Origin of the sequence: Streptomyces luteoverticillatus, assembly GCF_003970715.1 — a bacterium.
Classification (GTDB): Bacteria; Actinomycetota; Actinomycetes; order Streptomycetales; family Streptomycetaceae; genus Streptomyces; species Streptomyces abikoensis.
The window spans coordinates 5,570,173-5,596,250 of record NZ_CP034587.1 but is presented as its reverse complement, the minus strand read 5'-3'; the positions used below and the strand labels follow the sequence as shown (position 1 = coordinate 5,596,250).

General features: G+C 73.5%; 21 protein-coding genes and 1 pseudogene. 16 read left to right on the top strand and 6 right to left on the bottom strand.

Annotated features, from left to right (window positions below; genetic code table 11):
• A complete protein-coding gene (locus EKH77_RS24965) occupies nucleotides 1-696 on the bottom strand; it encodes a nuclease-related domain-containing protein (RefSeq protein ID WP_126916542.1) in 696 nt (231 codons plus the stop codon).
• 340 nt (nucleotides 697-1,036) lie between these two features.
• On the opposite strand from EKH77_RS24965, the gene EKH77_RS24960 reads away from it, so the two are divergent.
• The 3 genes from EKH77_RS24960 (at nucleotide 1,037) to EKH77_RS24950 (ending at nucleotide 4,614) form a co-directional block, all read left to right on the top strand.
• The gene (locus EKH77_RS24960) at nucleotides 1,037-1,879 is read left to right on the top strand and encodes a DUF4142 domain-containing protein (RefSeq protein ID WP_126916541.1); all 843 of its coding nucleotides are present in this window, start codon (nucleotides 1,037-1,039) and stop codon (nucleotides 1,877-1,879) included.
• A 6-nt stretch (nucleotides 1,880-1,885) separates the two neighbouring features.
• On the top strand, nucleotides 1,886-2,923 hold the full coding sequence (locus EKH77_RS24955) for a DUF1996 domain-containing protein (RefSeq protein WP_126916540.1): 1,038 nt from the start codon (nucleotides 1,886-1,888) through the stop codon (nucleotides 2,921-2,923).
• 125 nt (nucleotides 2,924-3,048) lie between these two features.
• The gene (locus tag EKH77_RS24950) at nucleotides 3,049-4,614 is read left to right on the top strand and encodes an alpha/beta hydrolase (RefSeq protein ID WP_126918272.1); all 1,566 of its coding nucleotides are present in this window, start codon (nucleotides 3,049-3,051) and stop codon (nucleotides 4,612-4,614) included.
• 108 nt (nucleotides 4,615-4,722) lie between these two features.
• Here the strand turns inward: EKH77_RS24950 and hemQ are convergent, their stop codons facing one another.
• Together hemQ and hemG are read right to left on the bottom strand one after the other, a co-directional pair.
• Nucleotides 4,723-5,448, bottom strand: coding sequence for a hydrogen peroxide-dependent heme synthase (gene hemQ / locus EKH77_RS24945; protein ID WP_126916539.1), 726 nt, complete (start codon nucleotides 5,446-5,448; stop codon nucleotides 4,723-4,725).
• A 4-nt stretch (nucleotides 5,449-5,452) separates the two neighbouring features.
• The gene (hemG, locus tag EKH77_RS24940) at nucleotides 5,453-6,910 is read right to left on the bottom strand and encodes a protoporphyrinogen oxidase (RefSeq protein ID WP_126916538.1); all 1,458 of its coding nucleotides are present in this window, start codon (nucleotides 6,908-6,910) and stop codon (nucleotides 5,453-5,455) included.
• Between the two features lie 145 nt (nucleotides 6,911-7,055).
• Between hemG and EKH77_RS24935 the strand changes: the two genes are divergently transcribed.
• From EKH77_RS24935 to pcaG, 3 genes are all read left to right on the top strand, one after another.
• Nucleotides 7,056-8,249, top strand: coding sequence for a thiolase family protein (locus EKH77_RS24935; protein ID WP_126916537.1), 1,194 nt, complete (start codon nucleotides 7,056-7,058; stop codon nucleotides 8,247-8,249).
• Nucleotides 8,250-8,334: 85 nt separating this feature from the next.
• The gene (gene pcaH, locus EKH77_RS24930) at nucleotides 8,335-9,045 is read left to right on the top strand and encodes a protocatechuate 3,4-dioxygenase subunit beta (protein ID WP_240667512.1); all 711 of its coding nucleotides are present in this window, start codon (nucleotides 8,335-8,337) and stop codon (nucleotides 9,043-9,045) included.
• Nucleotides 9,045-9,659 (top strand): protocatechuate 3,4-dioxygenase subunit alpha, encoded by a 615-nt coding sequence (pcaG, locus tag EKH77_RS24925; RefSeq protein ID WP_126916535.1) that lies wholly within the window; start codon nucleotides 9,045-9,047, stop codon nucleotides 9,657-9,659. Before pcaH ends, pcaG begins: the two co-directional genes overlap by 1 nt.
• 45 nt (nucleotides 9,660-9,704) lie before the next feature.
• Here pcaG and hemE read toward each other — a convergent pair whose 3' ends face one another.
• Nucleotides 9,705-10,769, bottom strand: a complete 1,065-nt coding sequence (gene hemE / locus EKH77_RS24920; protein WP_126916534.1) for a uroporphyrinogen decarboxylase — start codon at nucleotides 10,767-10,769, stop codon at nucleotides 9,705-9,707.
• A 91-nt stretch (nucleotides 10,770-10,860) separates the two neighbouring features.
• Between hemE and EKH77_RS24915 the strand changes: the two genes are divergently transcribed.
• The 5 genes from EKH77_RS24915 to EKH77_RS24895 all read left to right on the top strand — a co-directional run bounded on the left by EKH77_RS24915 (nucleotide 10,861) and on the right by EKH77_RS24895 (nucleotide 17,376).
• The gene (locus EKH77_RS24915) at nucleotides 10,861-11,523 is read left to right on the top strand and encodes a DUF3000 domain-containing protein (protein WP_126916533.1); all 663 of its coding nucleotides are present in this window, start codon (nucleotides 10,861-10,863) and stop codon (nucleotides 11,521-11,523) included.
• Nucleotides 11,524-11,807: 284 nt separating this feature from the next.
• On the top strand, nucleotides 11,808-12,467 hold the full coding sequence (locus tag EKH77_RS24910) for a response regulator transcription factor (RefSeq protein WP_126916532.1): 660 nt from the start codon (nucleotides 11,808-11,810) through the stop codon (nucleotides 12,465-12,467).
• Nucleotides 12,468-12,548: 81 nt separating this feature from the next.
• On the top strand, nucleotides 12,549-13,826 hold the full coding sequence (locus EKH77_RS24905; protein WP_126916531.1) for an HRDC domain-containing protein: 1,278 nt from the start codon (nucleotides 12,549-12,551) through the stop codon (nucleotides 13,824-13,826).
• 203 nt (nucleotides 13,827-14,029) lie between these two features.
• Complete coding sequence (locus EKH77_RS24900; protein ID WP_126916530.1) at nucleotides 14,030-15,250, top strand: thiolase family protein; 1,221 nt, start codon at nucleotides 14,030-14,032, stop codon at nucleotides 15,248-15,250.
• Nucleotides 15,247-17,376, top strand: a complete 2,130-nt coding sequence (locus tag EKH77_RS24895) for a 3-hydroxyacyl-CoA dehydrogenase NAD-binding domain-containing protein (RefSeq protein ID WP_126916529.1) — start codon at nucleotides 15,247-15,249, stop codon at nucleotides 17,374-17,376. The genes EKH77_RS24900 and EKH77_RS24895 overlap by 4 nt, the downstream gene beginning before the upstream one ends.
• Before the next feature lie 70 nt (nucleotides 17,377-17,446).
• Here EKH77_RS24895 and EKH77_RS24890 read toward each other — a convergent pair whose 3' ends face one another.
• Nucleotides 17,447-18,445, bottom strand: a complete 999-nt coding sequence (locus EKH77_RS24890; RefSeq protein WP_126916528.1) for a hypothetical protein — start codon at nucleotides 18,443-18,445, stop codon at nucleotides 17,447-17,449.
• A 54-nt stretch (nucleotides 18,446-18,499) separates the two neighbouring features.
• On the opposite strand from EKH77_RS24890, the gene EKH77_RS24885 reads away from it, so the two are divergent.
• The 5 genes and pseudogenes from EKH77_RS24885 (at nucleotide 18,500) to EKH77_RS24865 (ending at nucleotide 24,896) form a co-directional block, all read left to right on the top strand.
• Nucleotides 18,500-19,609, top strand: a complete 1,110-nt coding sequence (locus EKH77_RS24885) for a CapA family protein (protein WP_126916527.1) — start codon at nucleotides 18,500-18,502, stop codon at nucleotides 19,607-19,609.
• 175 nt (nucleotides 19,610-19,784) lie between these two features.
• On the top strand, nucleotides 19,785-22,037 hold the full coding sequence (locus tag EKH77_RS24880; RefSeq protein WP_240667511.1) for a cache domain-containing protein: 2,253 nt from the start codon (nucleotides 19,785-19,787) through the stop codon (nucleotides 22,035-22,037).
• 3 nt (nucleotides 22,038-22,040) lie between these two features.
• Nucleotides 22,041-23,231: pseudogene (gene pgsB, locus EKH77_RS24875) on the top strand (poly-gamma-glutamate synthase PgsB); the annotation flags it as partial.
• Between the two features lie 67 nt (nucleotides 23,232-23,298).
• On the top strand, nucleotides 23,299-23,781 hold the full coding sequence (locus EKH77_RS24870) for a poly-gamma-glutamate biosynthesis protein PgsC/CapC (protein WP_126916526.1): 483 nt from the start codon (nucleotides 23,299-23,301) through the stop codon (nucleotides 23,779-23,781).
• A 17-nt stretch (nucleotides 23,782-23,798) separates the two neighbouring features.
• Nucleotides 23,799-24,896 (top strand): C40 family peptidase, encoded by a 1,098-nt coding sequence (locus EKH77_RS24865; RefSeq protein ID WP_126916525.1) that lies wholly within the window; start codon nucleotides 23,799-23,801, stop codon nucleotides 24,894-24,896.
• Nucleotides 24,897-24,991: 95 nt separating this feature from the next.
• On the opposite strand, the gene EKH77_RS24860 is transcribed toward EKH77_RS24865, so the two are convergent.
• Nucleotides 24,992-26,038 (bottom strand): hypothetical protein, encoded by a 1,047-nt coding sequence (locus EKH77_RS24860; protein WP_126916524.1) that lies wholly within the window; start codon nucleotides 26,036-26,038, stop codon nucleotides 24,992-24,994.
• Nucleotides 26,039-26,078 lie beyond the last annotated feature (40 nt).

Below are 26,078 nucleotides of genomic sequence, written 5' to 3'. Positions count from 1 at the left end.
TCAGGCCCCGAGCCAGACGCGCCGGTTGCGCGCCACCGTGTGGATCCGGTCCACCCGCTCCGGGCGCAGCACGCCGCCCAGCCCGCCGAGCCCTGGTACGTCCTCCTCCCGCAGCACCCGTACGTCCGCCGGCGGGCCGGCCGTCCCGGCCTCGACCTCGGCCGCGCCGACCAGCACCAGGACGGGCCGTGCCCGCACCGGGAAGTCGCAGCCGCGCGAGAGCACGAGCGAGGACCGCGCCGCGCTGTGCCGGATCCGCCGGACGTACGGCCGGGGGTGGCGCTCCCCCGCACAGTGGACAGCGGTGTCGTCCACCGTGAGCCGTGCCCCGTGGGCGGGCTCGGGGGCGACACAGAACACGCCTCCGGGCCCGATCAGCAGATGGGGGATCACGGCGTCCCCCGGCAGGACGATCGAGTGGACGACCTCCCAGTCGCCGGCCGTCAGCAGCTCCAGCGCCGACCCGACGAGCTGCTGGGCGGCCAGCTCCCGGCGCCAGGCGTCCTCCACGGGCCGCCGGCCGAGCAGCCGGGCGAGCATCAGCGCCACACGGCCGGTCCGGGACCCGTCGAGCCGGGCGCGCAGGGTCTCCCCGGGCCGGTTCGGGGCGAGGTCGTCGTCGGGTGGGAGGAAAAGCCTCTCGGGGTCGTAAGCCCTTCCGTTCGCGCTCGTCTTCGCTTCCGGCCGCTCGCGCACGCCCATCACCCCCACCCGCCATACTGCCGCAGAAGTGCGGGAACCAACCCAATCGGACGCCCGTTGAACCGGTAGAGGCCCCGCGGCATCCCCCGACCGCGGGGCCTCGTCCATGCCCGGGCCGGCGGCGGAAGCGCGCACCCTACCGGCGACGGCCGGCTCCCCGTGGGCCCTCGCCCCGGAAGTGACGTGGCACACAGCCTCCCGCCGGATTTCTCCGGAACGGCGGAGCCGCAGGTCGGCCCGGGGTTCCGGGGCCCGGCCGCCGGTGCGGCCGCCCGGAATCCCCTTGGCGATCAGCGCCGGGCCCCTAACGTGCGGTGCCGCACAAGGAGGTGCCATGCGATCCCCGAAAGGCGCCGTACGTTCCCTCACCGGCACCGGTCTCGTCGTCACCGCCCTGGTGGCGACGGCCGCCGCGCTGCTCTTCCCCGTCTGGTCGTATCGCGACCGGGCGGGCCCGGGCACGGGCGCCGCCGATCTCACGGCGGGCTCGGTGTCCACTCGCTTCGGGCCGTTGTCGGCGTCGGACCGCGACTTCGTCGCCCGGGTCCGCCAGGCCGGGCTCTGGGAGCTGCCCGCCGGCCAGCAGGCCGTGGAGCGGGGCGGCACGGCGGCCGTGAAACGGGCGGGCGAGCATCTCGTGGAGGGCCACACCTCGCTCGACCGGCACGTCCGCGACGTGGCCGCCCGGCTGGGCCTCGATCTGCCCAGCCAGCCCACCGCCGAGCAGCGCGGCTGGCTGTCGCGGCTGGACGCCGCGCACGGCGCGGCGTACGACCGCGAGTTCGTGGGCGTCCTGCGGCTCGCGCACGGCCGGGTCTTCGCGCTGGTCGGGCAGATCCGCGCGGCGACCCGCAACGCGGCCGTGCGCGAGCTGGCCGAGGACGCCAACGCGACCGTCCTGGACCACATGAAGGTGTTGGAGGACACCGGTCTCGTCGACTTCGACGCCCTCACGGCGGGGCTCGGAGCGCCGGCACCCGGGACGCCGTCCCCGCCGGCGCCTCCGGGGGCCGCCGTCACCGGTCCGCCTCCGCCCGCCGCGACGCCGTCCGCCGTGACCCCGTCCATGTCGGTGTCCCCGCCCTCGCCCGAGGCACCGTCGCCCGCCCCCTCATCACAGACTTCCTCACCACAGACCTCCTCCCCCGCGTCCCCCTCACCCTCCGAAGGGAACTGAGCCGCCATGACCGCCGCTCACCGGCGCCGCCTCGGCGCCCGGCACCTGATCCTTCTCGCCCTGCTCGCGTTACTCGGCTCGGCGGGCACGTTCGCCGCCGTCACCGGCAACGCCTCCGCCCATCCGAGTCCGTCACCCAGAGTGACAGACCCCACTGACAATCACGCCCACGGCGGTCCCTCCCCAGCCGACTTCGCCGACATCCGCCGCGCCGGCCCCGACGCGCGCCCGCCCCGGAACCAGCCCTCCGCCTCCACCGGGACCTTCACCGCCCGCTGCGGCCGCAACGAGAACGGCCACCGCAACCCCGACAACTTCATCGTCACGCCGGGCGTGCGCAACGGCGCCCACCACCTCCACGACTACGTCGGCAACCTCTCCACCGACGCCTTCTCCACCGACGCCTCGCTGCGCGCGGCCGGCACCACCTGCGCCCGGGGCGACAAGTCGGCGTACTTCTGGCCCGTCCTTCGCCTCACCGGCGACTCCGACAAGTCCGGCGAGTCCGACGGGCAGGAGGCAGAAGGCCGCGTCCTGACCCCCGACAGCGTGACCCTCACCTTCCGCGGCAGCCCCACGACGAAGGTCTCCGCCATGCCGGAGGGGCTGCGCGCGATCACCGGTGACGCGAAAGCCTCCACCAACGGCGCCAAGGACGCCCGTGCCCGCTGGAGCTGCACCGGTTTCGCCGACCGGCACCTCACCGACAAGTACCCGCTCTGCCCGCGTGGCAGCGCGGTCGTACGGCTGCTGGACTTCCCGAGCTGCTGGGACGGGCAGCACACCGACTCGGCGGGGCACCGGGCGCACCTGGTCTTCCCCGACACCGCCACGGGCCGCTGCGGGCGCGGGCTCACGCCCGTGCCGCAACTGCGCATGGAGCTGACCTATCGCGTCCCCCGGGGCCCGTCCTTCGCCGTGGACAGCTTTCCCGAGCAGCTGCGCAAGCCCGTCACCGACCACGCCGACTTCGCGAACGTCATGCCCGCCGGGCTGATGGCGACCGTCGTGCGCTGCGTCAACGAGGGGCGGCGCTGCGGCTGAGCGCCGCACCGGCCTCTCTTCGGGCGCATCGCACCCGACATCGCACCCCGGTGCTTTACTTCGTCAACTGCTGGCCTAATTATCCCTTTTGCCGCATTACATATGAAGGGATAGCGCCAGTGCCACTGAGAGCAGCAGCCCTGTACGGAACCCTCGGATCCCTGGTCCTCACAGGGCTCACCGGCCTCCCCTCCGCCCCGGCCCACGCCCATGCCCCGGACGGGCGGGCCGAGGCACACGGTGTGGCCCAGGCGGCCAGGCTGGCCGCCGCCCGGGGCGTCGACTTCGACGACTGCCCCGCCTCGGAGGGCCTCCCCGCCCCCATCGAGTGCGGCACCGTGACCGTGCCCCTGGACTACGCCCACCCGGGCGGCAAGCAGATCAACCTCACCGTCAGCCGCGCCCGGGCCCTCGGCCGGGAGGAGGACCGGCAGGGCGCCATCGTCTTCAACCCCGGGGGCCCCGGCGGCAACGGCATGTTCTACCCGCTGCTCACCCGCCTCCCCCAGTGGCGGAACGTCGCCGAGGAGTACGACCTGGTCGGCTACGCCCCGCGCGGCGTCGGCCGCTCCGCGCCGCTGTCCTGCGTGAGCCCGGCGGGCTTCGGCAAGGGCCCCACCCAGGCACCCGAGCACCCCACCGAGGCGTACAAGAAGGAGCAGCTCAAGAAGGCCAAGGCCTACGCCCAGGGCTGCGCCCGGCGCAACGGCGCCGACCTGCGCCACTTCACGAGCCTCAACAACGCCCGGGACCTCGACGTCCTGCGGGCCGCGCTCGGCGAGCGGAAGCTGACGTACGTCGGCGCCTCCTACGGCACCTACTTCGGCGCCCTGTACGCCACGCTCTTCCCCACGCACGTGCGCCGCATGGTCTTCGACAGCGTCGTCAACCCCGACCCCCGCAAGGTCTGGTACGACAACAACCTGGAGCAGTCCGCCGCCTTCGACCGCCGCTGGGCCGACTGGCGCCGCTGGGCCGCCCGGCACCACGCCGTCTACCACCTGGGACGCACCCCGCAGGAGGTGCTGGCCTCCTACGAGAAGGCGGTCCGCGCGCTGACCCGCCGGGCCGCCGGCGGCCGGGTCGGCCCCGGCCAGCTCCAGGGCGTCTTCCTCAAGGCCGGCTATACCGACAGCTTCTGGGCGCAGGCCGCGCGGGTCCTCTCCGCGTACCTCCAGGGCGACGAGAGCCCGCTGCTCGCGGTGGCCGGCGGCGGCGAGGCGGGCGCGCGGGCGGCCGAGAACGAGAACGCCGTCTACACGGCCGTCGAGTGCAACGACACACCCTGGCCGCGCTCCTGGGAGGTGTGGGACCGCGACAACACCAAGCTCGCCCAGCGGGCGCCGTTCGAGACGTGGAGCAACGCCTTCATGAACCTGCCGTGCGCCTACTGGCAGGAGCCCCGGCAGAAGCCGCTCGACGTCAGGCTCGGCCGGAAGTCCGGTCTGCCGCCCACGCTGCTGCTGGCCGCCGAACGGGACGCGGCCACCCCGTACAAGGGCGCGCTGGAGCTCCAGAAGCGGCTCCCGGGCTCGTCCCTGGTCACCGAGCGGGACGCGGGCACCCACGGCATCGGCGGCGGGCCCAACACCTGCGTCAACCGCTACCTGGAGACGTACCTGCTGACCGGCGAGGTCCCCGCGCGCCGCGTCTACTGCGCGCCGCGCCCGGAGCCGCGTGCGACGACATAAATCCAGCCCGTCCGGCGTTTGAGGACCGGGGCTCCGGGGCGGAGCCCCGGGAAACGGAGAAAGGGCGGGACCGGGGCACAAACCCCTGGTCCCGCCCTTCCTTCACGCTCAGGCGAGCCCGGCCACCAGGTCGGCCACGGCCTTGCGGCGGCCCGTGTAGAACGGGACCTCCTCGCGCACGTGCATCCGCGCCTCGGACGCCCGCAGGTGACGCATCAGGTCGACGATGCGGTACAGGTCGTTCGCCTCGAAGGCGAGGATCCACTCGTAGTCGCCCAGCGAGAACGAGGCGACCGTGTTGGCCCGGACGTCGGGGTAGCCGCGCGCCATCTTGCCGTGGTCGGCGAGCATGCGACGGCGGTCCTCGTCGGGCAGCAGGTACCAGTCGTAGGAGCGCACGAACGGGTAGACGCTGACGTAGTCGCGCGGCGTCTCGTCGGCGAGGAACGCCGGGATGTGCGACTTGTTGAACTCGGCGGGGCGGTGCAGCGCCATGTTCGACCAGACCGGCTCCAGCGCGCGGCCCAGGCGGGTGCGGCGGAAGAGGTTGTAGGCGTCCTGCAGGGCGTCCGAGGTCTCGGAGTGCCACCAGATCATCACGTCGGCGTCGGCCCGCAGACCCGACAGGTCGTAGGTGCCGCGCACCGTGACGTCCTTCTCCGCCAGCTGGGCGAAGAGCTCCTCGACCTCTTCGGCCCAGCCGGCGCGGTCCTGCGGCAGCACGTCGCGCAGCTTGAACACCGACCAGAGCGTGTAGCGGATGACCTCGTTGAGGTCCTTGGCCTTCTTGCCGGCGTTCGGCGTCTTCACAGGGGCGTCAGAGGCGTCAGTCATGTCCCTATTCTCCCCCGTCGCCGTCGGCGGCTGCCGTCAGGGTCGGTGTGAGGGCCGCCAGTACCTCGTCGGCGGCCCGGCGGCCGCTCGCGACGCAGGCGGGGATGCCCACGCCGTCGTAGGCGGCCCCGCAGACCCGCAGGCCGGGCAGACGGGAGACGTGTTCGCGGATGCGGGCGACCCGGCCGAGATGGCCCACCGGGTACTGCGGCAGCCCGCCGTGCCAGCGGGTCACCCGTGTCTCCACCGGTGCCGCCGACAGGCCGACGGCGTCGCCGAGGTCCTTCAGCGACATCGACACCAGCTCGGCATCCTCGCGCTCGAGGTCCTCCTCGTCGCCGAACCGCCCGATCGAGGTACGCAGCACGAAGAGGTCCGGGGCGGCGTCGGCGTTCCAGCGCCACTTGTTGCTGGAGAACGTGGACGCCTTGATCTTGCGCCCGTCGACGGGCGGCACGAGGAAACCGCTGCCGCGCAGCAGCCCCGCCACGTCGGAGCGGCGGAAGGCCATGGTGACCAGCGCCATGGAGGCGTACTCGATACCGGCGAGCTCCGCCACGGCGGCGTCGGCGCCCGCGGCCCGCGCCGCGACGGCGATGATCCGGGCCGCGTCGGACGCGGGGGTGGCGACGACGACGCCGTCCGCCGCCAGGACCTCGTCCGCCAGCTCGACCCGCCAGCCGTCGCCGGAGCGCCCGACCGCCACGACGGGCGCGCCGGTGCGGACCGTGCCGCCCTTCGCCCGCACCGTGTCCGCGACGGCGCCCGGCAGCAGGCCGATGCCGCCCTCCACGCCCATGAAGACCGGCCCCGACTGCCGCGGCGCGGCGGCCGCCCGCGCCTGGAGCGCCCGTACGGCCTCGGTCAGGGTGCCGTGCGCGCGCGCCGCCTCGAAGAGCTGGGGGACGGCGGTCCGCAGCGAGATGCGGTACGCGTCGCCCGCGTAGACGCCGCCGAGCAGCGGCTCGACCAGCCGGTCGACGACCTCGCGGCCCATCCGCTCGGCGACGTACTCGCCGATGGCGACGTCCTCGCCGAGCTCGGAGGGCGGCAGCTCCTCGTCCTTCGCGATCCGGGCCAGGCCCTCGGCGGACAGGACGCCGGAGGCGGCCACCTCGGCGAGGTCGCCGGGGACGCCCATCATGTGGCCCTTGGGCAGGGGCCGCAGCTCGCCCCGGGTCCACAGCGACGCGGTCGCGGAGGGCGGCGCCAGCCGGTCGCCGAGACCGGCCGCGCGGGCCAGGTCCACGGCCTCGGGGCGGCGCGCGAGCACCGACTCGGCGCCCAGGTCCACGGGCGCGCCCGCGATCTCGCCCGCGAGCAGTTTCCCGCCGACGCGCCCGGAGGCCTCCAGGACCGTCACGCGCGCCCCGCCCTCCAGCAGCCGCAGGGCCGCCGCCAGGCCGGAGACGCCGCCACCGATGACCACCACATGCCGCGAAGGGGTGTGCGCTGCGCTCATGCCCCCACTGTCTCAAACCGGCCTTCCGGGCCGGTCGGCACCCCGTCCGGGCCGGTCGGCCCACCATTGACAGCGACCCGGGCCGGGCCGAGACTCGCGCGGAACAACGACCGTCCCACCCGCCACGAACGTTTACGGAGACCCCATGAACGACCGCATCCGGGATGTGTACATCGTCGACGCCGTCCGTACCCCGGTCGGGAAGTACGGTGGCGCGCTCGCCCCCGTACGCCCCGACGACCTGGCCGCGCACGTCGTGCGCGCCCTGGTGGACCGGTCCCCCGAGCTGGACCCGGCCCGGGTCGACGACGTGGTGCTCGGCAACGCCAACGGCGCGGGCGAGGAGAACCGCGACGTGGCCCGGATGGCGGTCCTGCTCGCCGGGCTGCCCGTCTCCGTGCCGGGCGCGACCGTCAACCGGCTGTGCGCCTCCGGCATGGAGGCGGTCGTCCAGGCGTACCGGGCCGTCGCCCTGGGCGACGCGTCCGTGATGATCGCGGGCGGTGTGGAGTCGATGAGCCGCGCCCCCTGGGTGCTGCCCAAGCCGGAGCGGGCTTTCCCGGCCGGCCACCAGGAGCTGTACTCGACGACGCTGGGCTGGCGGATGACCAATCCGGCCATGCCGCCGCGATGGACGGTCTCCCTCGGCGAGGGCGCGGAGCTGATCGCCGAGAAGCACGGCGTCACCCGCGAGGAACAGGACGCCTTCGCGCTCGCCAGCCACCGCAAGGCGGCGGTGGCGTGGCAGGAGGGCCGCTACGACGCCGAGGTCGTGCCCCTGGACGGGGTGGCCCTCGCCCGGGACGAGTCGATCCGCGACAGCACCTCGGCGGAGGCGCTCGCCGCGCTGAAGCCCGCCTTCCGCAAGTCCGGCGGCACGGTCACCGCGGGCAACTCCTCACCGCTCAACGACGGCGCGGCGGCGCTGCTGCTCTGCGACGAGGAGGGGCTCCGCGCGAGCGGCCGTGAGCCGCTGGCGCGGATCCGGGCGACGGCGGTCACCGGCATCGAGCCGGACCTCTACGGCCTCGGTCCCGTCGAGGCGGTGCGGCGGGCGCTGGCGAAGGCGGGCCGTACGTTCGCGGACGTGACGGACTTCGAGCTGAACGAGGCGTTCGCCGCCCAGGCGCTGGGGTGCCTCGCGGAGTGGCCGGAGCTGGACCCCGCCGTCGTCAACCGGCGCGGTGGGGCGATCGCCCTCGGCCACCCGCTGGGCTGCTCGGGCGCCCGGCTGACGGGCTCGGTCGCCCACGCCCTCGCGGCGGCGGGGTCGGGGACGGGGCTGGCGGCGCTGTGCGTCGGGGTGGGGCAGGGGCAGGCGCTGGTCCTCGAACGCTGACCGACCTGACGACACGCTGACCGACAATCGCCGGTCCGGCGGGGACGCGGGGATCACCGCCGCCGGACCGGGGTAGGCCATGGCCATGGCAGCGCCCGAAGCGTTACGCGAAGAGACCACGACACCTGCCCCCGAGCCCTATACGGGCCCCGCCGAACGCCACCCCCGGCAGCCACTCGTACCGCTCGCGCTCTCCCCCGGCGCCGTCGAGCTGACCGGTCCCGTGTTCGGCGCGGCCGATGTGAGCCCGCTGGACGCCGATCTGACGCGGCAGCACCCCGGTGAGCCGATCGGCGAGCGCATCACGGTCTCCGGCCGGGTCGTGGACGGCCGGGGGCGCCCCGTGCGGGGCCAGCTGGTCGAGGTGTGGCAGGCCAACGCCGCCGGCCGTTACACCCACCGGCTCGACCGCCACCCGGCGCCGCTCGACCCGAACTTCACCGGCACCGGCCGCTGCCTGACCGACGACGAGGGCCGCTACCGCTTCACCACCATCCGGCCCGGCGCCTATCCGGTCTTCCCGGACGCGAACGTCTGGCGCCCGCCGCATGTGCACTTCTCGCTCTTCGGCACGGCCTTCACCCAGCGGCTGGTCACCCAGATGTACTTCCCCGGCGACCCGCTCCTCGCCCACGACGGCGTCTGGCACGCCGTCACCGACCCCGCCGCCCGGCGACGGCTGGTCGCCGCCTACGACCCCGGGCTGAATGACGCGGTGGCGTCGACGCTCGGCTACCGCTGGGACATCGTCCTCGACGGGCCCGCCGCCGTCCGGTCCGGGGAGGGCCGTCACTGATGCCGTCGCCCCACGCCACGCCGTCCCAGACGATCGGGCCCTACTACGGCACGGCCCTGCCCTTCCCGGGCGGCCCCGACGCGGCCCCCGCCGGCCACCCCGACGCGATCACCGTCCACGGCCGGGTCCTCGACGGCGAGGGGGTCCCGGTGGCGGACGCGCTCCTGGAGTTCTGGCAGGCCGCCCCGGACGGCTCCCTCACCGGCTCCCCCGGCAGCCTCCGCCGCGACGGGGCACGCTTCACGGGCTTCGCCCGCGTACCGACGGGCGGCGACGGCCACTACGCGCTGCGCACGCTGCCGCCGCCGGAGGGGGCGCCGTTTCTGGCGCTGTGCGTGTTCGTACGGGGGCTGTCGCGGCACCTGTTCACGCGGGTGTACTTCCGGCTGCCGGCCGGAGACCCGCTGTTGGCGGCGCTGCCGCCAGGGCGGCGGGACACGCTGCTGGCCGCACCCGACCCGGGCGGGCATCGCACGTACCGCTTCGACGTGCGGCTGCGGGGGAGGGGGAGACGGTGTTTCTTTCCCCTGCCCGCCCCTTCCCGTAACCGGGGGCAAGCCCCCGGACCCCCGGACGCGGCTGCGCCGCGTGTCCTCAATCGCCGGACGGGCTGAATTTCAGCCCGTCCGGCGATTGAGGACACCGCGCGCGGAGCGCGGCTAGCGCGCCGAGCGCTCGTGGACGTACTCGACGAGGTGGGTGAGCGCGTCCGGGTCCGTCGTGGGCATGACGCCGTGGCCGAGGTTGAAGACATGCCCCTCGAGCCCGCGGGCGGCGGCCAGCACCTCGTCCGTCTTCGCCTCGACCGCCTCCCGCGGAGCGAAGAGCACCGTCGGGTCCAGGTTGCCCTGGAGCGCCTTGCCGGGGCCCACCCGGCGCGCGGCCTCGTCCAGCGGGACGCGCCAGTCGACGCCGACGACGTCCGCGCCGGCCTCGCCCATCAGGCCGAGCAGCTCGCCCGTGCCCACGCCGAAGTGGATGCGCGGCACGCCGTAGCCGGCGACGGCGTCGAAGACCTTGCGGGAGGCGGGCATGACGTAGCGCCGGTAGTCGGCGGGGGCGAGGGCGCCCGCCCAGGAGTCGAAGAGCTGGACCGCGCTCGCGCCGGCCTCGATCTGGACGCGCAGGAAGGCGGCGGTGATGTCGGCGAGGCGGTCGACCAGGTCGGCCCACAGCTGCGGGTCGCCGTACATCATGGCCTTGGTGTTCTCGTACGTCCGCGACGGGCCGCCCTCGATGAGGTAGCTGGCCAGGGTGAAGGGCGCGCCGGCGAAGCCGATGAGGGGCGTGGTGCCCAGCTCGGCGGTGAGCATGCCGATGGCCTCGGTGACGTAGGGGACGTCGGAGGGGTCCAGGGCGCGCAGCCGCTCCAGGTCGGCGCGGGTGCGGACGGGCTCGGCGACGACCGGGCCGACGCCGGGCTTGATGTCGAGGTCGACGCCGATGGCCTTGAGCGGCACCACGATGTCGCTGAAGAAGATCGCGGCGTCGACGCCGTGACGGCGCACGGGCTGCAGGGTGATCTCGGTGACGAGGTCGGGCCGCATGCAGGACTCGAGCATGGGGATGCCCTCGCGCACCTTGCGGTACTCGGGGAGCGAGCGGCCCGCCTGCCGCATGAACCACACCGGGGTGTGGGGCACGGGCTCACGGCGGCACGCCTTCAGGAACGCCGAATCGTGTGCCGCGGTGCGGCCGGTCTGCTGCTCGCTGCGCTCGCTCATGCCCCAAATCTTCGCACGGGCCGAACGAGTGACCCGCCCGTGTGGGTGTCCCTACCCGGAACAGCGGGTCCTTCCGCCTAGTCTTCCGGGCATGGCTGCGGCGCAGGGACACCTCTCGGACGGTCCGGACGACGCGGATGGGGAGGGCACCCCGTCCGTCTTCCGGCAGGCGGTCGCGGGGTTGCAGGGGGTACGCCTGCGGCCCGAGATCGAGCTGGACGCGACACCGCCGCCCCAGCGGCTCGCCCCGTACTCGTACGCGCTGGAGGCGGCGGTCGTCGTGGACGACCAGGAGCTGGCGGACGGGCGGCTGATCCTGCTGCACGACCCGGCGGGGCACGACGCCTGGGGGGGCACGTTCCGGCTGGTGACGCTGGTGCACGCGGAGCTGGAGCCGGAGATGGCGGCGGACCCGCTGCTGCCGGAGGTGTGCTGGTCCTGGCTGACGGGGGCGCTGGAGGCACGCCGGGTGCCGTACGCGGCGATCAGCGGCACGGTGACGCGCGCCGGCTCGCACTACTTCGGGGGGCTGCGGGAGCGGGAGCCGTCGACGCGGATCGAGATCCGTGCGTCGTGGTCGCCGGCCCCCGCGAAGGGTCCGGCGGGTGCCGAGCGGGGGGTGCCGGACACGGCGGCGCATCTGTCGGCGTGGTGCGACCTGCTGTGCCAGATCGCGGGGCTGCCGCCGGGGGGCGCGCCCGAGGCGGGGATCGTGACGCTGCCGCAGCGGCGGGGGCCGCACAGCAGCCGCTGACCCGGACGCCGACAGTAGGCGGTCGTCTTCCGCCGAAACCACCCTTGACCGGCAGTTTTCGGTCAAGGGTGGTGGGTTATCCGGTCATGATTCGAGTCGGGGAGACAGACGAATCGATCGGGCAATCGTCTCAATTGCCCGAATTGTTACTCACCAATTCGTGATCATTCCCTAAAGCCGGGCCCTTTCATTGCCGAAGGACCTTGTGACCCTTCCCATACGGATCGCCCCGGCTTATCCCCAAAGTCGGCACCCGTCCCGCCACTCCCCCCACTGGAGGCCTGGTGTCCGTTCTCCTCGAGCAACCCGCTAGCCTCGCCTACCGCCCGAACAAACCGACGGCCATGGTCGTCGTCGCCGACCCCCGGGTCCGCTCGACGGTCACCCGCCATCTGTGGGCGCTGGGCGTGCGCGACGTGATCGAGGCCTCGTCCATCGCGGAGGCGCGGCCCAGGATCGGCAACCCACGCGACATCTGCGTGGCCGACGTCCATCTACCGGACGGCTCCGGCCTGACGCTGCTCTCCGAGACCCGCGCCGCCGGCTGGCCCAACGGGCTGGCCCTGTCCGCCGCCGACGACATCGGCGCCGTGCGCAACGCCCTCGCGGGCGGCGTCAAAGGCTATGTCGTCACCGGCACCCGTACGAACCTCGGCATCCCCGGCCGCCCCGGGGCCGCCCCCATCGGCTCCGCCGCCGCGCGGATGCAGCGCCGGCCCCCCGGCGCCCCCGGCCACCCCGGTGGCTACCGCGAACTGTCCGGACGCGAGGTGGAGGTGCTGCGGCTGGTTGCGGAGGGCCAGTCCAACAAGGCCATCGGCGTCTCGATGGGGCTCTCGGCACTCACCGTCAAGAGCCACCTCGCCCGCATCGCCCGCAAGCTCGGCACCGGGGACCGGGCAGGAATGGTGGCCGTGGCGCTGCGCACCGGCATCATCCACTGAGCGCCCCGCGAAATCCCCGCCGCGCCCGTCGCCGGAACGTTCCGGCGACGGGCGCTTGCCATCCACAGATACCCTTGACCGGTGACCGACGCCCAAGAGACCGCAGAAGACACGACACTGCGAACCACCGGGGGCGGCCCCCCGGACGACGTCGATTCGGCGCCGATCCCCCTGCTGGAGCCACGCGAAGGCATGCCCCCGGTCGTCGCCGACGCCGACGCCCTGGCCCGGGTCGTCGCGGCCTTCGCCGCGGGCACCGGGCCCGTCGCCGTGGACGCCGAGCGGGCCTCCGGCTACCGCTACGGCCAGCGCGCCTACCTCGTCCAGCTGCGCCGCGAGGGCGCCGGCACGGCGCTGATCGACCCGGTCGGCTGCCCCGATCTGTCCGCCCTCGGCGAGGCCATCGGCGACGCCGAATGGGTGCTGCACGCCGCCACTCAGGACCTCCCGTGCCTGCGTGAGATAGGGATGACCCCGGCCCGGCTCTTCGACACCGAGCTGGCGGGCCGGCTCGCCGGCTTCGCCCGCGTCGGGCTCGGCGCGATGGTCGAGAACGTCCTCGGGTACGCCCTGGAGAAGGGCCACTCCGCCGTCGACTGGTCCACCCGCCCGCTGCCCGAGCCCTGGCTGCGCTACGCCGCGCTGGACGTGGAGCTGCTCGTCGACCTCCGCGACGCGCTGGAGGAGGAGCTGTCCCGGCAGGGCAAGCTCGAGTGGGCCCAGGAGGAGTTCGACGCCATCGCCTCCGCCCCGCCCCCGCCGCCGCGCAAGGACCCCTGGCGGCGCACGTCCGGGATGCACAAGGTCCGCCGCCGCCGGCAGATGGCCGTGGTGCGCGAGCTGTGGACCGCGCGCGACAACGTGGCCCAGCGCCGCGACGTCTCCCCCGGCAAGGTGCTCGGCGACGGCGCGATCATCGAGGCCGCGCTCAACATCCCGCCCAACACCCACGCGCTCGCCGCGCTGCCCGGCTTCGGGCACCGGATGAGCCGCAAGCAGCTCGAGCAGTGGCAGTCCGCGATCGACCGGGCCAAGGCCATCCCGGAGGCCGAGCTCCCGCAGCCCGGCCAGCCGCTGACCGGCCCGCCCCCGCCGCGCGCCTGGGCGGACAAGGACCCGCTGGCCGCGGCCCGGCTGGCCGCGGCGCGCACCGCGGTGTCCGAGATCGCCGAGCGGCTCACCATGCCGCAGGAGAACCTGATCACCCCGGACACCGTGCGCCGGCTGTGCTGGGAGCCGCCGAGGCACCCCACCGTGGACTCCGTCGCCGAGACCCTCACCGCCCATGGCGCCCGCGCCTGGCAGGTCGAGCAGGTGACACCGGCGCTGGTGAAGGCGCTGACGGAGGCATCGGCCTGACCCGCGCTCGGGGCGGGACCGGGGAGGATTCCCCGGTCCCGCCCCTTCGCGTTTCCCCCACGGAATGTGACCTTCGCCGCTCCCGCCCAGGGGTCTGGGCAGCATGGTTACCCGCAAGTAGCATGACGGTTGTCAGCCCGCACCGCGGCGGAGCCGTCTCGGCATGCCCGCGCGCAGCGATCCGCACCTGGAGGAGAGCCAACGTGCCTCGTACCGCTAGGGACGTCGTCTTCGTCGACGGCGTCCGCACCCCGTTCGGCAAGGCGGGCCCGAAGGGCATCTACCACGAGACCCGCGCCGACGACCTGGTCGTCAAGTGCATCCGGGAGCTGCTGCGCCGCAACCCGGACCTCGACCCCGCCCGCATCGACGAGGTCGCCATCGCCGCGACCACGCAGATCGGCGACCAGGGGCTGACGCTCGGTCGTACGGCCGGCATCCTCGCGGGCCTCCCGCAGTCCGTGCCGGGCTACTCCATCGACCGTATGTGCGCCGGCGCGATGACCGCCGTGACCTCGGTCTCCGGCGGTGTCGCCCTCGGTGCCTACGACATCGCCCTCGCCGGCGGCGTCGAGCACATGGGCCGTCACCCCATGGGCGAGGGTGTCGACCCCAACCCCCGCTTCGTGTCGGAGAAGCTGGTCGACGAGTCGGCCCTCTTCATGGGCATGACGGCGGAGAACCTCCACGACCGCCTGCCGCACATCACCAAGCAGCGGGCCGACGAGTACGCGGTGCGCAGCCAGGAGAAGGCCGCCAAGGCGTACGCCGACGGCAAGATCCAGGCCGACCTGGTGCCGATCTCCATTCGCCGCACGTCCCCCGAGGGCGGCGAGACGGGCTGGGGCCTGGCCACCGCCGACGAGCCGATGCGCCCGGGCACCACGCTGGCGAACCTGGCCGGTCTGAAGACCCCGTTCCGTCCGCACGGCCGCGTCACCGCGGGCAACGCCGCCGGTCTCAACGACGGCGCCACCGCCTCGCTGATCGCCGCCGAGGACGTGGCGCGCGAGCTGGGCCTGCCGGTCAAGATGCGCCTGGTCTCCTACGCCTTCGCCGGTGTGGAGCCCGAGGTCATGGGCATCGGCCCGGTCCCGGCCACCGAGAAGGCCCTGGCCAAGGCCGGTCTGACGATCGCCGACATCGGCCTGTTCGAGATCAACGAGGCCTTCGCCGTCCAGGTGCTCTCGCTCCTGGACCACTACGGCATCGCCGACGACGACCCGCGCGTCAACCAGTACGGCGGCGCCATCGCGTTCGGCCACCCGCTGGCCTCCTCCGGCGTCCGGCTGATGACGCAGCTGGCCCGCCAGTTCGAGGAGCAGCCGCACGTCCGCTACGGCATCACGTCGATGTGCGTGGGCTTCGGCATGGGCGGAACGGTCATCTGGGAGAACCCGCACTTCGACGGAGGCGACAAGTGAGCACCACCACTGAGCTCCTGAAGGGCGCGGCCGAGCTGTTCCCCGACGAGGTCGTGACCCAGGCGCACGTGCGCCACCTCGACCTCCCGGGCGCTGGGCGCTTCGCGCTCATCACGCTGGACAACGGCCTGGACCACACCAAGCCGACCACCTTCGGCCCGCAGTCCCTCGCCAACCTCGACAAGGCGATCGACCAGGTCGAGGCGGAGGCCGCGGCCGGTGACATCGTCGGCGCCGGCATCACCGGCAAGCCGTTCATCTTCGCCGTGGGCGCCGACCTCAAGGGCGTCGAGCTGCTGAAGAAGCACGAGGAGGCCCTGGCCATCGGCAAGGGCGGCCACGACGTCTTCAAGCGCCTTTCGTCGCTGGCGGTCCCGACCTTCGCGTACTACAACGGCGCCGCGATGGGCGGCGGCGTCGAGGTCGGTCTCCACTGCACCTACCGCACGGTGTCCAAGGCCATCCCGGCCTTCTCGCTCCCCGAGGTCTTCCTCGGCCTGGTGCCCGGCTGGGGCGGCTGCGCCCTGCTGCCGAACCTCATCGGCGCGGACCGCGCGGTCTCGGTCATCATCGAGAACTCGCTGAACCAGAACAAGCAGCTGCGCGGCAAGCAGGTCTTCGACCTGGGCATCGCGGACGCCCTCTTCGACGGCGCGGACTTCCTGGAGCAGTCGCTCCTGTGGACCGCCTCGGTGCTGAAGGGCGAGACCGAGGTCGTCCGGCCCGAGGTCGACCGCGGCGAGGCCTGGGACCAGGCCATCGAGCGCGGCCGCGCCTTCGCCGACTCCAAGGTGCACGGCGCCGCCCCGGCCGCCTACCGGGCGCTGGAGATCATGGCCGCCGCCAAGAACGGCGACCTGCGCCAGGGCTTCGACGCCGAGGACCAGGCCCTCGCGGACCTGATCATGGGCGGCGAGCTGCGCAGCGGCATCTACGCCTTCAACCTGGTGCAGAAGCGCGGCAAGCGCCCGGTCGGCGCGCCGGACCGCTCGCTCGCGCGCCCGGTGAACAAGGTCGGTGTCGTGGGCGCCGGTCTGATGGCGTCCCAGCTGGCGCTGCTCTTCCTCCGCCGCCTGGAGGTGCCGGTCGTCCTGACCGACATCGACCAGGAGCGCGTGGACAAGGGTGTCGCCTACGTCCACGGCGAGATCGACAAGCTGCTCCTCAAGGGCCGTATCAACCAGGACAAGGCCAACCGCCTGAAGGCCTCGGTGACCGGCTCGCTGGACAAGGCCGCCGCCTTCGGCGACGCGGACTTCGTCATCGAGGCCGTCTTCGAGGAGATGGGCGTCAAGCAGCAGGTGTTCGCCGAGCTCGAGGCGGTCGTGCCCGAGCACACGATCCTGGCGACCAACACCTCCTCCCTCTCGGTCACCGAGATGGCGTCGAAGCTGAAGCACCCCGAGCGGGTCGTCGGCTTCCACTTCTTCAACCCGGTCGCGATCCTTCCGCTGCTGGAGATCGTGCGCGGCGAGCGGACCGACGACGCGGCCCTGGCCACGGCGTTCGGTGTCGCCAAGAAGCTGAAGAAGACGGCGGTGCTGGTGAAGGACGCCCCGGCGTTCGTCGTCAACCGCATCCTGGTCCGCTTCATGGGCGAGATCCAGAACGTCATCGACGAGGGCACGCCGGTCGCGGTGGCGGAGAAGGCCGTCGAGCCGCTCGGCCTGCCGATGTCGCCGCTGGTGCTGCTGGAGCTGGTCGGCCCGGCGATCGGTCTGCACGTCTCCGAGACGCTGGCCGCCGCCTTCCCCGACCGCTTCAAGGTCTCGCCGAACCTGGCCGCCGTGGTCAAGGCCGGCAAGCGCGGCTTCTACGTCTACGACTCCGGCAAGCCGGAGCTGGACCCGGAGGTCGCCGCCCTTCTGGTGCAGGGCGACAGCGTCCTGACGGAGGAGCAGGTCCGGGCGCGCGTCCTGGACGCCATCGCCCAGGAGATCGGCCTGATGCTGGACGAGGGCGTCGTCGCCGAGGCGCAGGACATCGACCTGTGCCTGATCACCGGCGCCGGCTGGCCCTTCCACCTGGGCGGCGTCACGCCGTACCTGGACCGCGAGGGCGTCTCCGAGCGCGTCATCGGCCGCCGCTTCCTGCCGCAGGGCGTGGCGAGCGTCCCGGCGCAGTAGCAGTACCCACCACCGGACGGGCTGGAGTTCTCCAGCCCGTCCGGCATTTGAGGACCGGGGCCTCCTCCCCCTACGCCCGCCCCGCACTCCACCGCCGCACGACCTCGGTCAACGCGCGCACCGCCTCCCCCATCAGCGCGTCATCGAACCGCACCGTCCGGCTGTGCTCGACGTGGAGGAACGGCGCCCCCACCGCGTCCGCGTGGTCGCCCTCGACGTTCGTCCGGCCCTCCAGGCGGCCGCAGTAGCGCCGCCACACCTCGCACACCCGCAGCTTCTCGCGGCCCAGCGCCGCCGAGAGCCGACGCGCGGCCGGCAGACCGGCATCGCCCTTGCCGGGTGAGACGACGACGTCGTGCTCCGGAAGGCTGGAGTCGGCGAAACCGTGCACCTGGACGGCCGGCAGCCGCCGGTCGGCGAGCACGGCCGCGACAGCGGCGAAGACGGAGTCCGCACGATGGGCGACATCGGCGGCGTCCCCATCCGTGGAATCGGCCGCGTTGCGATGCGCGCCGGCGAGAATCAGCACTCCCCCCGGCGCGCCCCGCAGCAAACCGATGCCCAGCTGTTCGGTGCGCTGATCCGCGCTGGGGTGCGGCACCTGTACGGACCAGCGCGCCGGCCCCTGGAGGGCGAGGTAGACGCGACCCCAGCCCCGGGTGGTCTCGCCCTCCCGGGTGGCGTCGGCGATCTCGGCGTAGCGGCGGCCGTCCTGACGGTCGGCGAGGGTGCGCAGGGCGTAGCCGGCCCCGGCCAGCGACCGTTCGGCGGCGGCGCGGTCGCCGTCGAGGAGGAGGCGGACGCCGTCGGCGACGGCCCGCCGGTCGCTCGCGGCGGGGACGCGGTAGTGCCCGTTCTGGGTGATGCCGTCGGTGAAGCCCGTGATCCGGGCGCCGAGATCGACCGCCCCCGCCGCGTCCGGCGGCCCGGTGTCCGGGGCGCCGGCGGCGCCCGGGCGGGCGCGGCCCGAGAGGTCGGCACAGCCGGTCAGCCCGGTGAGCGCCGTGAGCGTCAGCGTGCCGACCAGCACGGACGTCAGCAGCGGGGAGATTTCGGGCTTGAGCCTCATGGCGGTAAAAATACCCCGGTGAAACGCTTCCTCCGCCGCCGTATTCTGCTTGCCATGGTCCTGACGCTCCTCGTCGGAGGCTCGACGGCAGGGTATCTGTACGCCCGCGCGGAACCGGGCGGGGTGGAGGCGTCCTTCACGCTGGCCGCCGGTGGCGACGTGCTCATCCACCCGGAGATCACCGAGCAGGCCGTCAAGGACGCCAAGGCGGCGGGCCGTCCGGGGCCCGACTTCGGCGCCGTCATGGCCGGGATCAAACCGGTCGTCGCCAAGGCGGATCTCGCGGTCTGCCACATGGAGACCGCGCTGGCCGACCCCAAGGGGCCCTTCCTCGGCTACCGGAAGTTCAGCGTGCCGCCGCAGATCGCCGGCACGCTCAAGGACCTGGGCTACGACACCTGCTCGACGGCCTCCAATCACACCCTCGACCACGGCCCCGAGGGCGTCCGTCGGACGCTGGACACCCTCGACGCGGCCGGGCTGCGGCACACCGGTTCGGCGCGCGACGCGCGGGAGGCCGCCACGCCGCTCGTCCTGGACGTCAAGGGCGTGAAGGTGGCACAGCTCTCCTACACGTACGGGCTCAACGACACGACCGTGCCGAAGGACAAGCCGTGGCTGGTCAACGTCACGGATGTGCGGCGGATGGCGGAGGACGAGAAGCGGGCGCGGGCGGCGGGTGCCGAGGTGGTCTTCGCAAGCGTCCACTGGGGGCGCGAGGGGCGGCCCGAGGTGAGCAGGACGCAGGCGCGGCTGGCCGAGCGGATCGCCGAGGAGACGGGCATCGATCTGGTCGTCGGCCATCACGCGCATGTGGTGCAGCCCTTCGAGAAGGTGGGGAGCACCTGGTTCGCCTACGGTCTGGGCAATCAGGTGGCCCGGCACGCGCAGCCGCTGGGTGTCACCGAGGAGGGCGTGATGGGCTGGTTCTCCTTCACCAAGCGGAAGGGCGCGTGGTCGGTGTCCGATGCCCGGTTCGTCCCGACCATGGTGGAGCTGGAGCCGAGCATCCGGCTGGTGGACGTGGGGGCGGCGCTGAAGGGCGGGGGGCTGACGGCGCAGCAGCGCTCGCGCTACCGGACGGCCTTCGAGCGGACCCGGGGCACGGTGCTCAACCGGGGTGCGGAGAAGGACGGTCTGCGCCCGCTGACCCTCACGGAGTAGCCGCGGAAAAGGTCAAAGTCGATCATGTACAGACAAACGACTTGGTCGTTTCTTTAAAGTCTGCCTAGAATCCGGACGATTCACGCTTCGAAAACGCAGTGCGGCAGACAGTAGGGCCAGGACCTCTTGGTTCCGGTGAGCATGCCCCGCGCGCTCACCACCGAGAGGAAGACTGTTGTCCGCTTCGCGCGGCTCCCGTCGGCGCAGGACGCGCCGGCGTGCCGACATGCCCCTGCTGGGCGGCGCCCGTCCGCCGATCGCCGCCCTGCTGGCGCTGCTGCTGGCGGTGGCGGGTACGACGGCCCTGGTGCTGGGCGACCGCGACCGGGCGCTCGTCGACCGGGCCGTGCTGACCTCCCAGCAGCATGTGGCCGAGGACGGCGCCCTGTCGCTGCGGGCCTCCCTCGACGAGAGCGTCACCGACATCGAGCGCGCCGCCGCCCAGTTCGACGGGGACAGGGCGGGCGCCCCCGACGCCCTGATGGACCAGCTCGGCAAGGTCTACGGCAAGTGGCGCGGCACCGCCGTCGTCGACCCGGGCAGCGGCACCCTCCTCGCCGCGCGCGGCGAGAACATCCCCCTGGCGACCGTCCTGGGCGGCAAGAGCGACAAGGCCGGGCAGCCCGGCGCGCGGAATGCCAAGGACCCCAAGGCCAAGGACCCCGAGGCCGGGGCCCCCGCCCCGCTCGGCCCGCAGCTGGTGCGGCTGCCGTCCGGCGAGACCCGGATGCTCGTCGTGGCCGCCCTGCGCGGCGAACGGCCCCGGCTGCTCGTCGCCTCCGGCACCCTCAACGTCCCCGGCATCTCCTCCGGCGAGGACCGCTCGCTGCTGGTCGTCGACTCCGCCGGTACGGTCCTGGCCAGCGACGGCCCGTCCGTCGCCCGCAAGGCGTGGGCGAAGGGCGCCCGGAAGAAGGCCGCCGCCGAGTCCGCGAAGACCCCCGAACCCGGCGGCCACCCCGGCGCGAGCGGGCACCTCATGGGCACCGGACGCGGCGACACCCGGATGGCCGTGGGCTACGCGGCCGCCGGGCGCGTCCCCGGCGAGACGAGCCCCGCGGGCGGCCTCGGCCTGTCCGTCGTCACGTCCGTCGAGATCACCGAGGACCCGTCCGCCGTGCGCACCCAGGCGTTCGGCCTCGTCGCCGCCGGCGTCCTGCTCGTCCTCGCCCTGATCGTGGGCTGGGTGCTGCTGACGACCGTCCAGCGGCCGCTGCTCCAGCTGTACCTGGAGAGCCGCCGGCTCGCCCGGGGGGAGCTGGAGCGGCCCGTCCGCCGCTTCAAGGGCCGGGAGCCGGCCCGGGTCGGCGCCGCCCTGGAGAGCCTGCGCCGCCAGCTGCTCGGCGAGCGGCCCACGCGTTCCGGGCGGGCGCGCGGCGGCTTCGGCACCCGGGGCTCGGTGATCGTGTGCGCCGTGGTCCTGCTCGCCTGGGCCGCGCCGCTGCTGCTGCTCGTCAACCGCGCGGGCGGCACCGTGGCCGTGCCCCAGCAGCTGGTGGAGGACCAGCGCCGCCGTACCGACACCGCCTCCGACCGGGTGCGCAAGGCCCTCAACGAGGGCTGGGCCGACGTCGCCTCCGTGGCCCAGGTCATCGGCGCGGACGACCGCGAGGCGTCGGAGGCGGCCGACAGGGCCGTCCTGGAGAAGACGCTGCGCGAGCACGGCCGGTACCGCGCGGTCTACGTCGTCGACGGCGCGGGCAAGGTCCTCGCGCACGCCGGCGCCGCCGCGCACCACCCGGCCGGCAAGGCACCCCACGACGACTCCGTCGTCCAGCTCAACACCTCCGGCAAGGAGCCGCTGATCGCCGCCTACGCGGCCGTGCCCGGCGGCAAGGGCCGCGCGGTGGTCGGCGAGTACGACCCGCAGTTCCTCGTCTCGATGGTCACCCGGCCCGGCCTCGGCCAGGTCTGGCTGATCGACAAGGGCCACCGGATCGTCGCCGCCGACCGCGCCCACGGCTTCCGGGCCTTCACGAAGCTGCCCTCGGGCCACCTCGACGACCTCGCGGTCACCGCCGCGAAGCACCCCGGCAAGACCTCCGGCACCGCCGTCCTCCACCGCGGCAAGGGCACCTCCGACCTCGCGGCCGCCGCGCCCTTCACCGGCGGCGGCGCGGTCAAGGACCTCGGCTGGCAGGTCGTCAGCTCCCAGCCGACGTCCTGGCTGGAGCTGCCCGAGTACCGCGCCCAGCGGCGCACCATGCTCGCCGGGCTCCTCGGGGTGACCGCCGCCGTGGCCTGCCTGGGCTGGCTGCACATCATCGTCATCCGCCCGCTGCTGGGGCTCGCCGACCAGGCGGAGGCGCTGGCCGGCGGCGACCGCAGAACGGTGCTGTTCCCGCAGCACCACGACGAGACGGGCGCGGTCGTCCGCAACCTCGAACTGATCCGGCAGCAGCTGGCGCGCCCCTCCGGAAGGACCTGACGCGTGCTCTTCCTCTATACGGTCCTGGTGATCTGCTGTGCGGTCCTCCTGGTCGCGGGCGTGATCGAGCAGCGCCGGCACTTCACCAACCTCGACGCGATCCCCACCCGGGTGCTGATCAACGGCATCCGGGGAAGAGCTCCATCACCCGGCTGTGCGCGGGCGCGCTGCGCGGCGGCGGGCTGGTCACGGTCGCCAAGACCACCGGCACCGCGGCCCGCTTCATCCACCCGGACGCCACCGAGGAGCCCGTCTACCGCAAGTTCGGCATCGCGAACGTCGTCGAGCAGATCGGCATCGTGCGCCGGGCCGCCGCCTACCGTCCGCACGCCCTGGTCATCGAGTGCATGGCCGTGATGCCGGCCCTGCAGGAGGTCAACCAGACCAAGCTGATCCGCTCCACCATCGGTGTGCTGTGCAACGTCCGCGAGGACCACCTCGCCGAGATGGGCCCGACGCTGGACGACGTGGCCCGCTCCCTGAGCCGGTCCATGCCGGTCGGCGGCATCTGCGTCACCGCCGAGCGCGACCGGCTGCACATCCTGCGCGAGGAGGCCGCCAGGCGCGACTGCCGGCTGATCGCCGTGGACCCGGAGACGGTCACCGACGAGGAGCTGCGCGGCTTCAGCTGGTTCACGTTCAAGGAGAACGTGGCCATCGCGCTCGCCGTCGCCGAGCTCCTCGGCGTCGACCGGGCCACCGCCCTGCGGGGCATGTACGACGCGCCGCCGGACCCGGGTGTGCTGTCCGTGGAGCGCTACCGCACCCCCGAGGGCGTGCCGTTCCGCTTCGCGAACGTCTTCGCGGCCAACGACCCCGAGTCGACGCTGATGAACGTCGAGCAGCTGCTGGGCCTCGGCGCCGTCGAGCGCCCCCTGCACGTCCTCGTCAACTGCCGCCCGGACCGCGTCGAGCGCAACGGCCAGATGGGCGAGCTGATCCCCCGGCTCGCCCCGGAGTCGGTCTTCCTGATCGGCCACCCGACGAAGAGCGCCGCCGACGCGATCCCCGCCGAGTGGCGCTCACGGATCGTCGACCTGGGCGGCGACCGCCGCGACCCGGCCGAACTGGAGCGGGAGATCCTGGGCCGGCTCGGCCCCGGCGCCTCGCTCATCGCCATCGGCAACATCCACGGCCAGGGCGAACTGCTGCTGGAACGCCTGGCGGAGCTGCCGACGGACGAACAGCCACAGGAGCGGCAGCAGCCGCCAGAACCCCCGGTGTACGTCCCGACCTACATGGATCCCACAGGAGACTTCCGTTGATCCCCGCCGTCCTCACTCCCGAGATCGCCGCCATCGGGATCGCGCTGGGGCTGTTGTTCTCGCTGGTCTGCTACCTCACCACCAACCTCTCCCCCGGCGGCATGATCACCCCCGGCTGGCTGGCCCTGACCCTGGTCGAGGACCTCCAGCGCGCCGCGATGGTCGTCGGCATCACCGTGCTGACCTATCTGGGCACGCTGCTGCTCCAGCGCCACGTCATCCTCTACGGCAAGCGGCTCTTCGCCGCCGTCGTCCTGACGGGCGTGGTGCTCCAGGCGACGCTCCACATCGTCCTCCAGCAGCAGTTCCCCCTGATGTACGCGAACCAGACCCTGGGCTTCATCGTCCCCGGCCTGATCGCCTATCAGCTGGTCCGCCAGCCGCGCGGCGCGACGCTGCTGGCGACCGCGACGGTGTCGCTCGCCAACTACGTCGTCCTGACCGCCGGGATCCTGCTCGGCTTCATGCCCACTGTCTGACCACGGAGCTCACGCACATGTCCCGGAAACTGGAACGGAAGCGCGGCACCCGCCGCAAGGGCGGCGGGCCCGGCGGCAAGCGCACCCTGCACGCCCTGGTTCTCGCGGGACTGCTCGGCGGCAGCGCCTACCTCACGGTGGAGCTGCGCGACCGCCAGGACGACCCGGCCCCGCCGGTACGCACCCTCGGCGGCCCCGCGGCCAAGTCCGCGAGCAAGACGGCCTCCGGCGAGCGCCGCTTCGAACGCCTCGCCGCCCCGGCCCGTACGGTCGTGCGCTCCGCCGACGGCTCGGTGCTCGCCACCTTCACCGACAACGCCCGCACCGCCGTGCTCACCGGCCCCAGCCGGACGTTCACCGAGCCCAACTTCACGTCGGCGAAGGTCACCACCGACAGCTGGGTGCGGCTGCTGCCGGAGAAGTGGAAGGAGGGCGCGGAGAAGGCCCCCTGGTTCAAGGAGTGGTTCGCCACCCAGCTCGGCAGCCAGGAGCCGGACATCTTCGCGTTCTCCATGGAGTACCTCGACGGCGCCCCGCAGAAGAAGGACGCCCACGGCGTCCCGTACGCGGGCGACGCCCAGTTCGGCCCGCTGAACCCCAACGGCTCCGAGGCCGGGGACCTGCGCCTGGAGCAGTCCGACTTCTACGACTACCTGGGCATCCCCTACACGTTCCGCGACGGCACGGCGGAGAAGCCGGAGGCGCAGCGCTTCCGCGCGATGGACTGCTCCGGGTTCGTCCGCACGGTCTTCGGCTACCGGGCCCGCTATCCCCTGCTGGGCAAGGACGTCAAGGGCGACGGCCTGCCGCGCACGGCCAACGGCATGGCCCGCCTCGCCCCGGGCGTGCCGGTACTGGAGCTGACGAACAAGCGCCCGGCGGCCATCGACAAGCTCCAGCCGGGCGACCTGGTCTTCTTCGACATCGACAAGCGCACCGGCGAACGCCTCGACCACGTCGGCATCTACATGGGCCTCGACACCGACGGCAAGCCCCGCTTCGTCTCCAGCCGCGAGGAGGCCAACGGCCCCACCTTCGGCGACAAGGGCGGCACGGCCCGCCTCGACGGCAACGGCTTCTACGCGACGGGTCTGCGCGGCGCGACGCGTCTGTAACCGGGGCTCCGCCCCGGACCGGGCTTCGCCCGGTCCGGGGGTTCGAGGGGGCGAAGCCCCTTCGGAAACGGTGAAAGGGCGGGGCCGGGGCAGAACTACGCCCGCGCCCACGGCCCGAGCTCGAGCTCCGGCCCGTCCCCGCGCTGCCGCGCGACCCGCAGGCTCCCGTCCGAGCCGATGACGGCCACAACCACGCGGCCCGCCGCATCCACCGCCAGGGCCGGCGCGCCCACACACTCCTCGTCGGTCTGCGACCAGGACGCGTCGTCCCCGTCGTACACCGCCACCGCCACCCGCCCGGAGTCCGCCCGCTGGGCCAGCACCGTGCGCTCGCGCCCGCCGAGCACCGTGCGCAACGCGGCCACCGGCCCGCTGCCGTCGCCGCCCAGGGAGGCCAGCGCGACCGGCGAACCCTCACCGCTCCGCGTGTGGAGCACCGAGTCACCCTCGGTGCGCCAGAAGTGCGCGACGTTCCCCTCCCCGCCCGGCACGGACGAGAGGGATTCCGGCAGGGACTTCATCGCCGTGTCGGGCATCCGCTTCAGCGGCCCGCCGGGCTCCTCCTGGCGCCACCGCAGGACGTGGTCCGGCGCGGGGACGACGAGCTCGACGTGCCCGTCGGCGGAGACGGCCGCGGACCCCGACTCGACGACCTTGCTGCCCGCGAGGTCCAGCCAGGGGCCCCAGATGCCCCGGGCGTCCTGGCGGCGGCCGCTGACGCCGCGGCCGGCGTTGCGGAAGTAGAGGTGGAGGCCGACGCCGTCGGCGGCGGCCACGGGGAAGCCGATCCGGCCGGCCTTCTCCCAGTCGGCGCCGTGGGGCGTGCCGATGGTCCGCCACTGCGTCAGGGCGCGGCCCGACTGGAACTGGGTGGCGTAGACCACGTCGGTCTCGGCCCGGCCGTCCTCGTGCGGACGGCGGCGGAGCCCGGCGAGGTAGACATAGCCCTCGGCGCTGCGGGCTATGGACAGGTACGGCTCCAGCCCCGGCACGTCCAGCCGCTGGGGGCCCGTCCATTCGCCTTCGCCGGGGCGGGTCTCGGTCCAGCGGATGAGACCGCCCGAGACCGGGGCGTAGGCCGTCAGCCGGCCGTCGTTACCCCGCAGCAACCAGCCGGTGGTGGTGGCCGTGCGCACTGCCATGACTCGCTGACCAGCCTCTCTTGGAAAGCCTTTATCGATT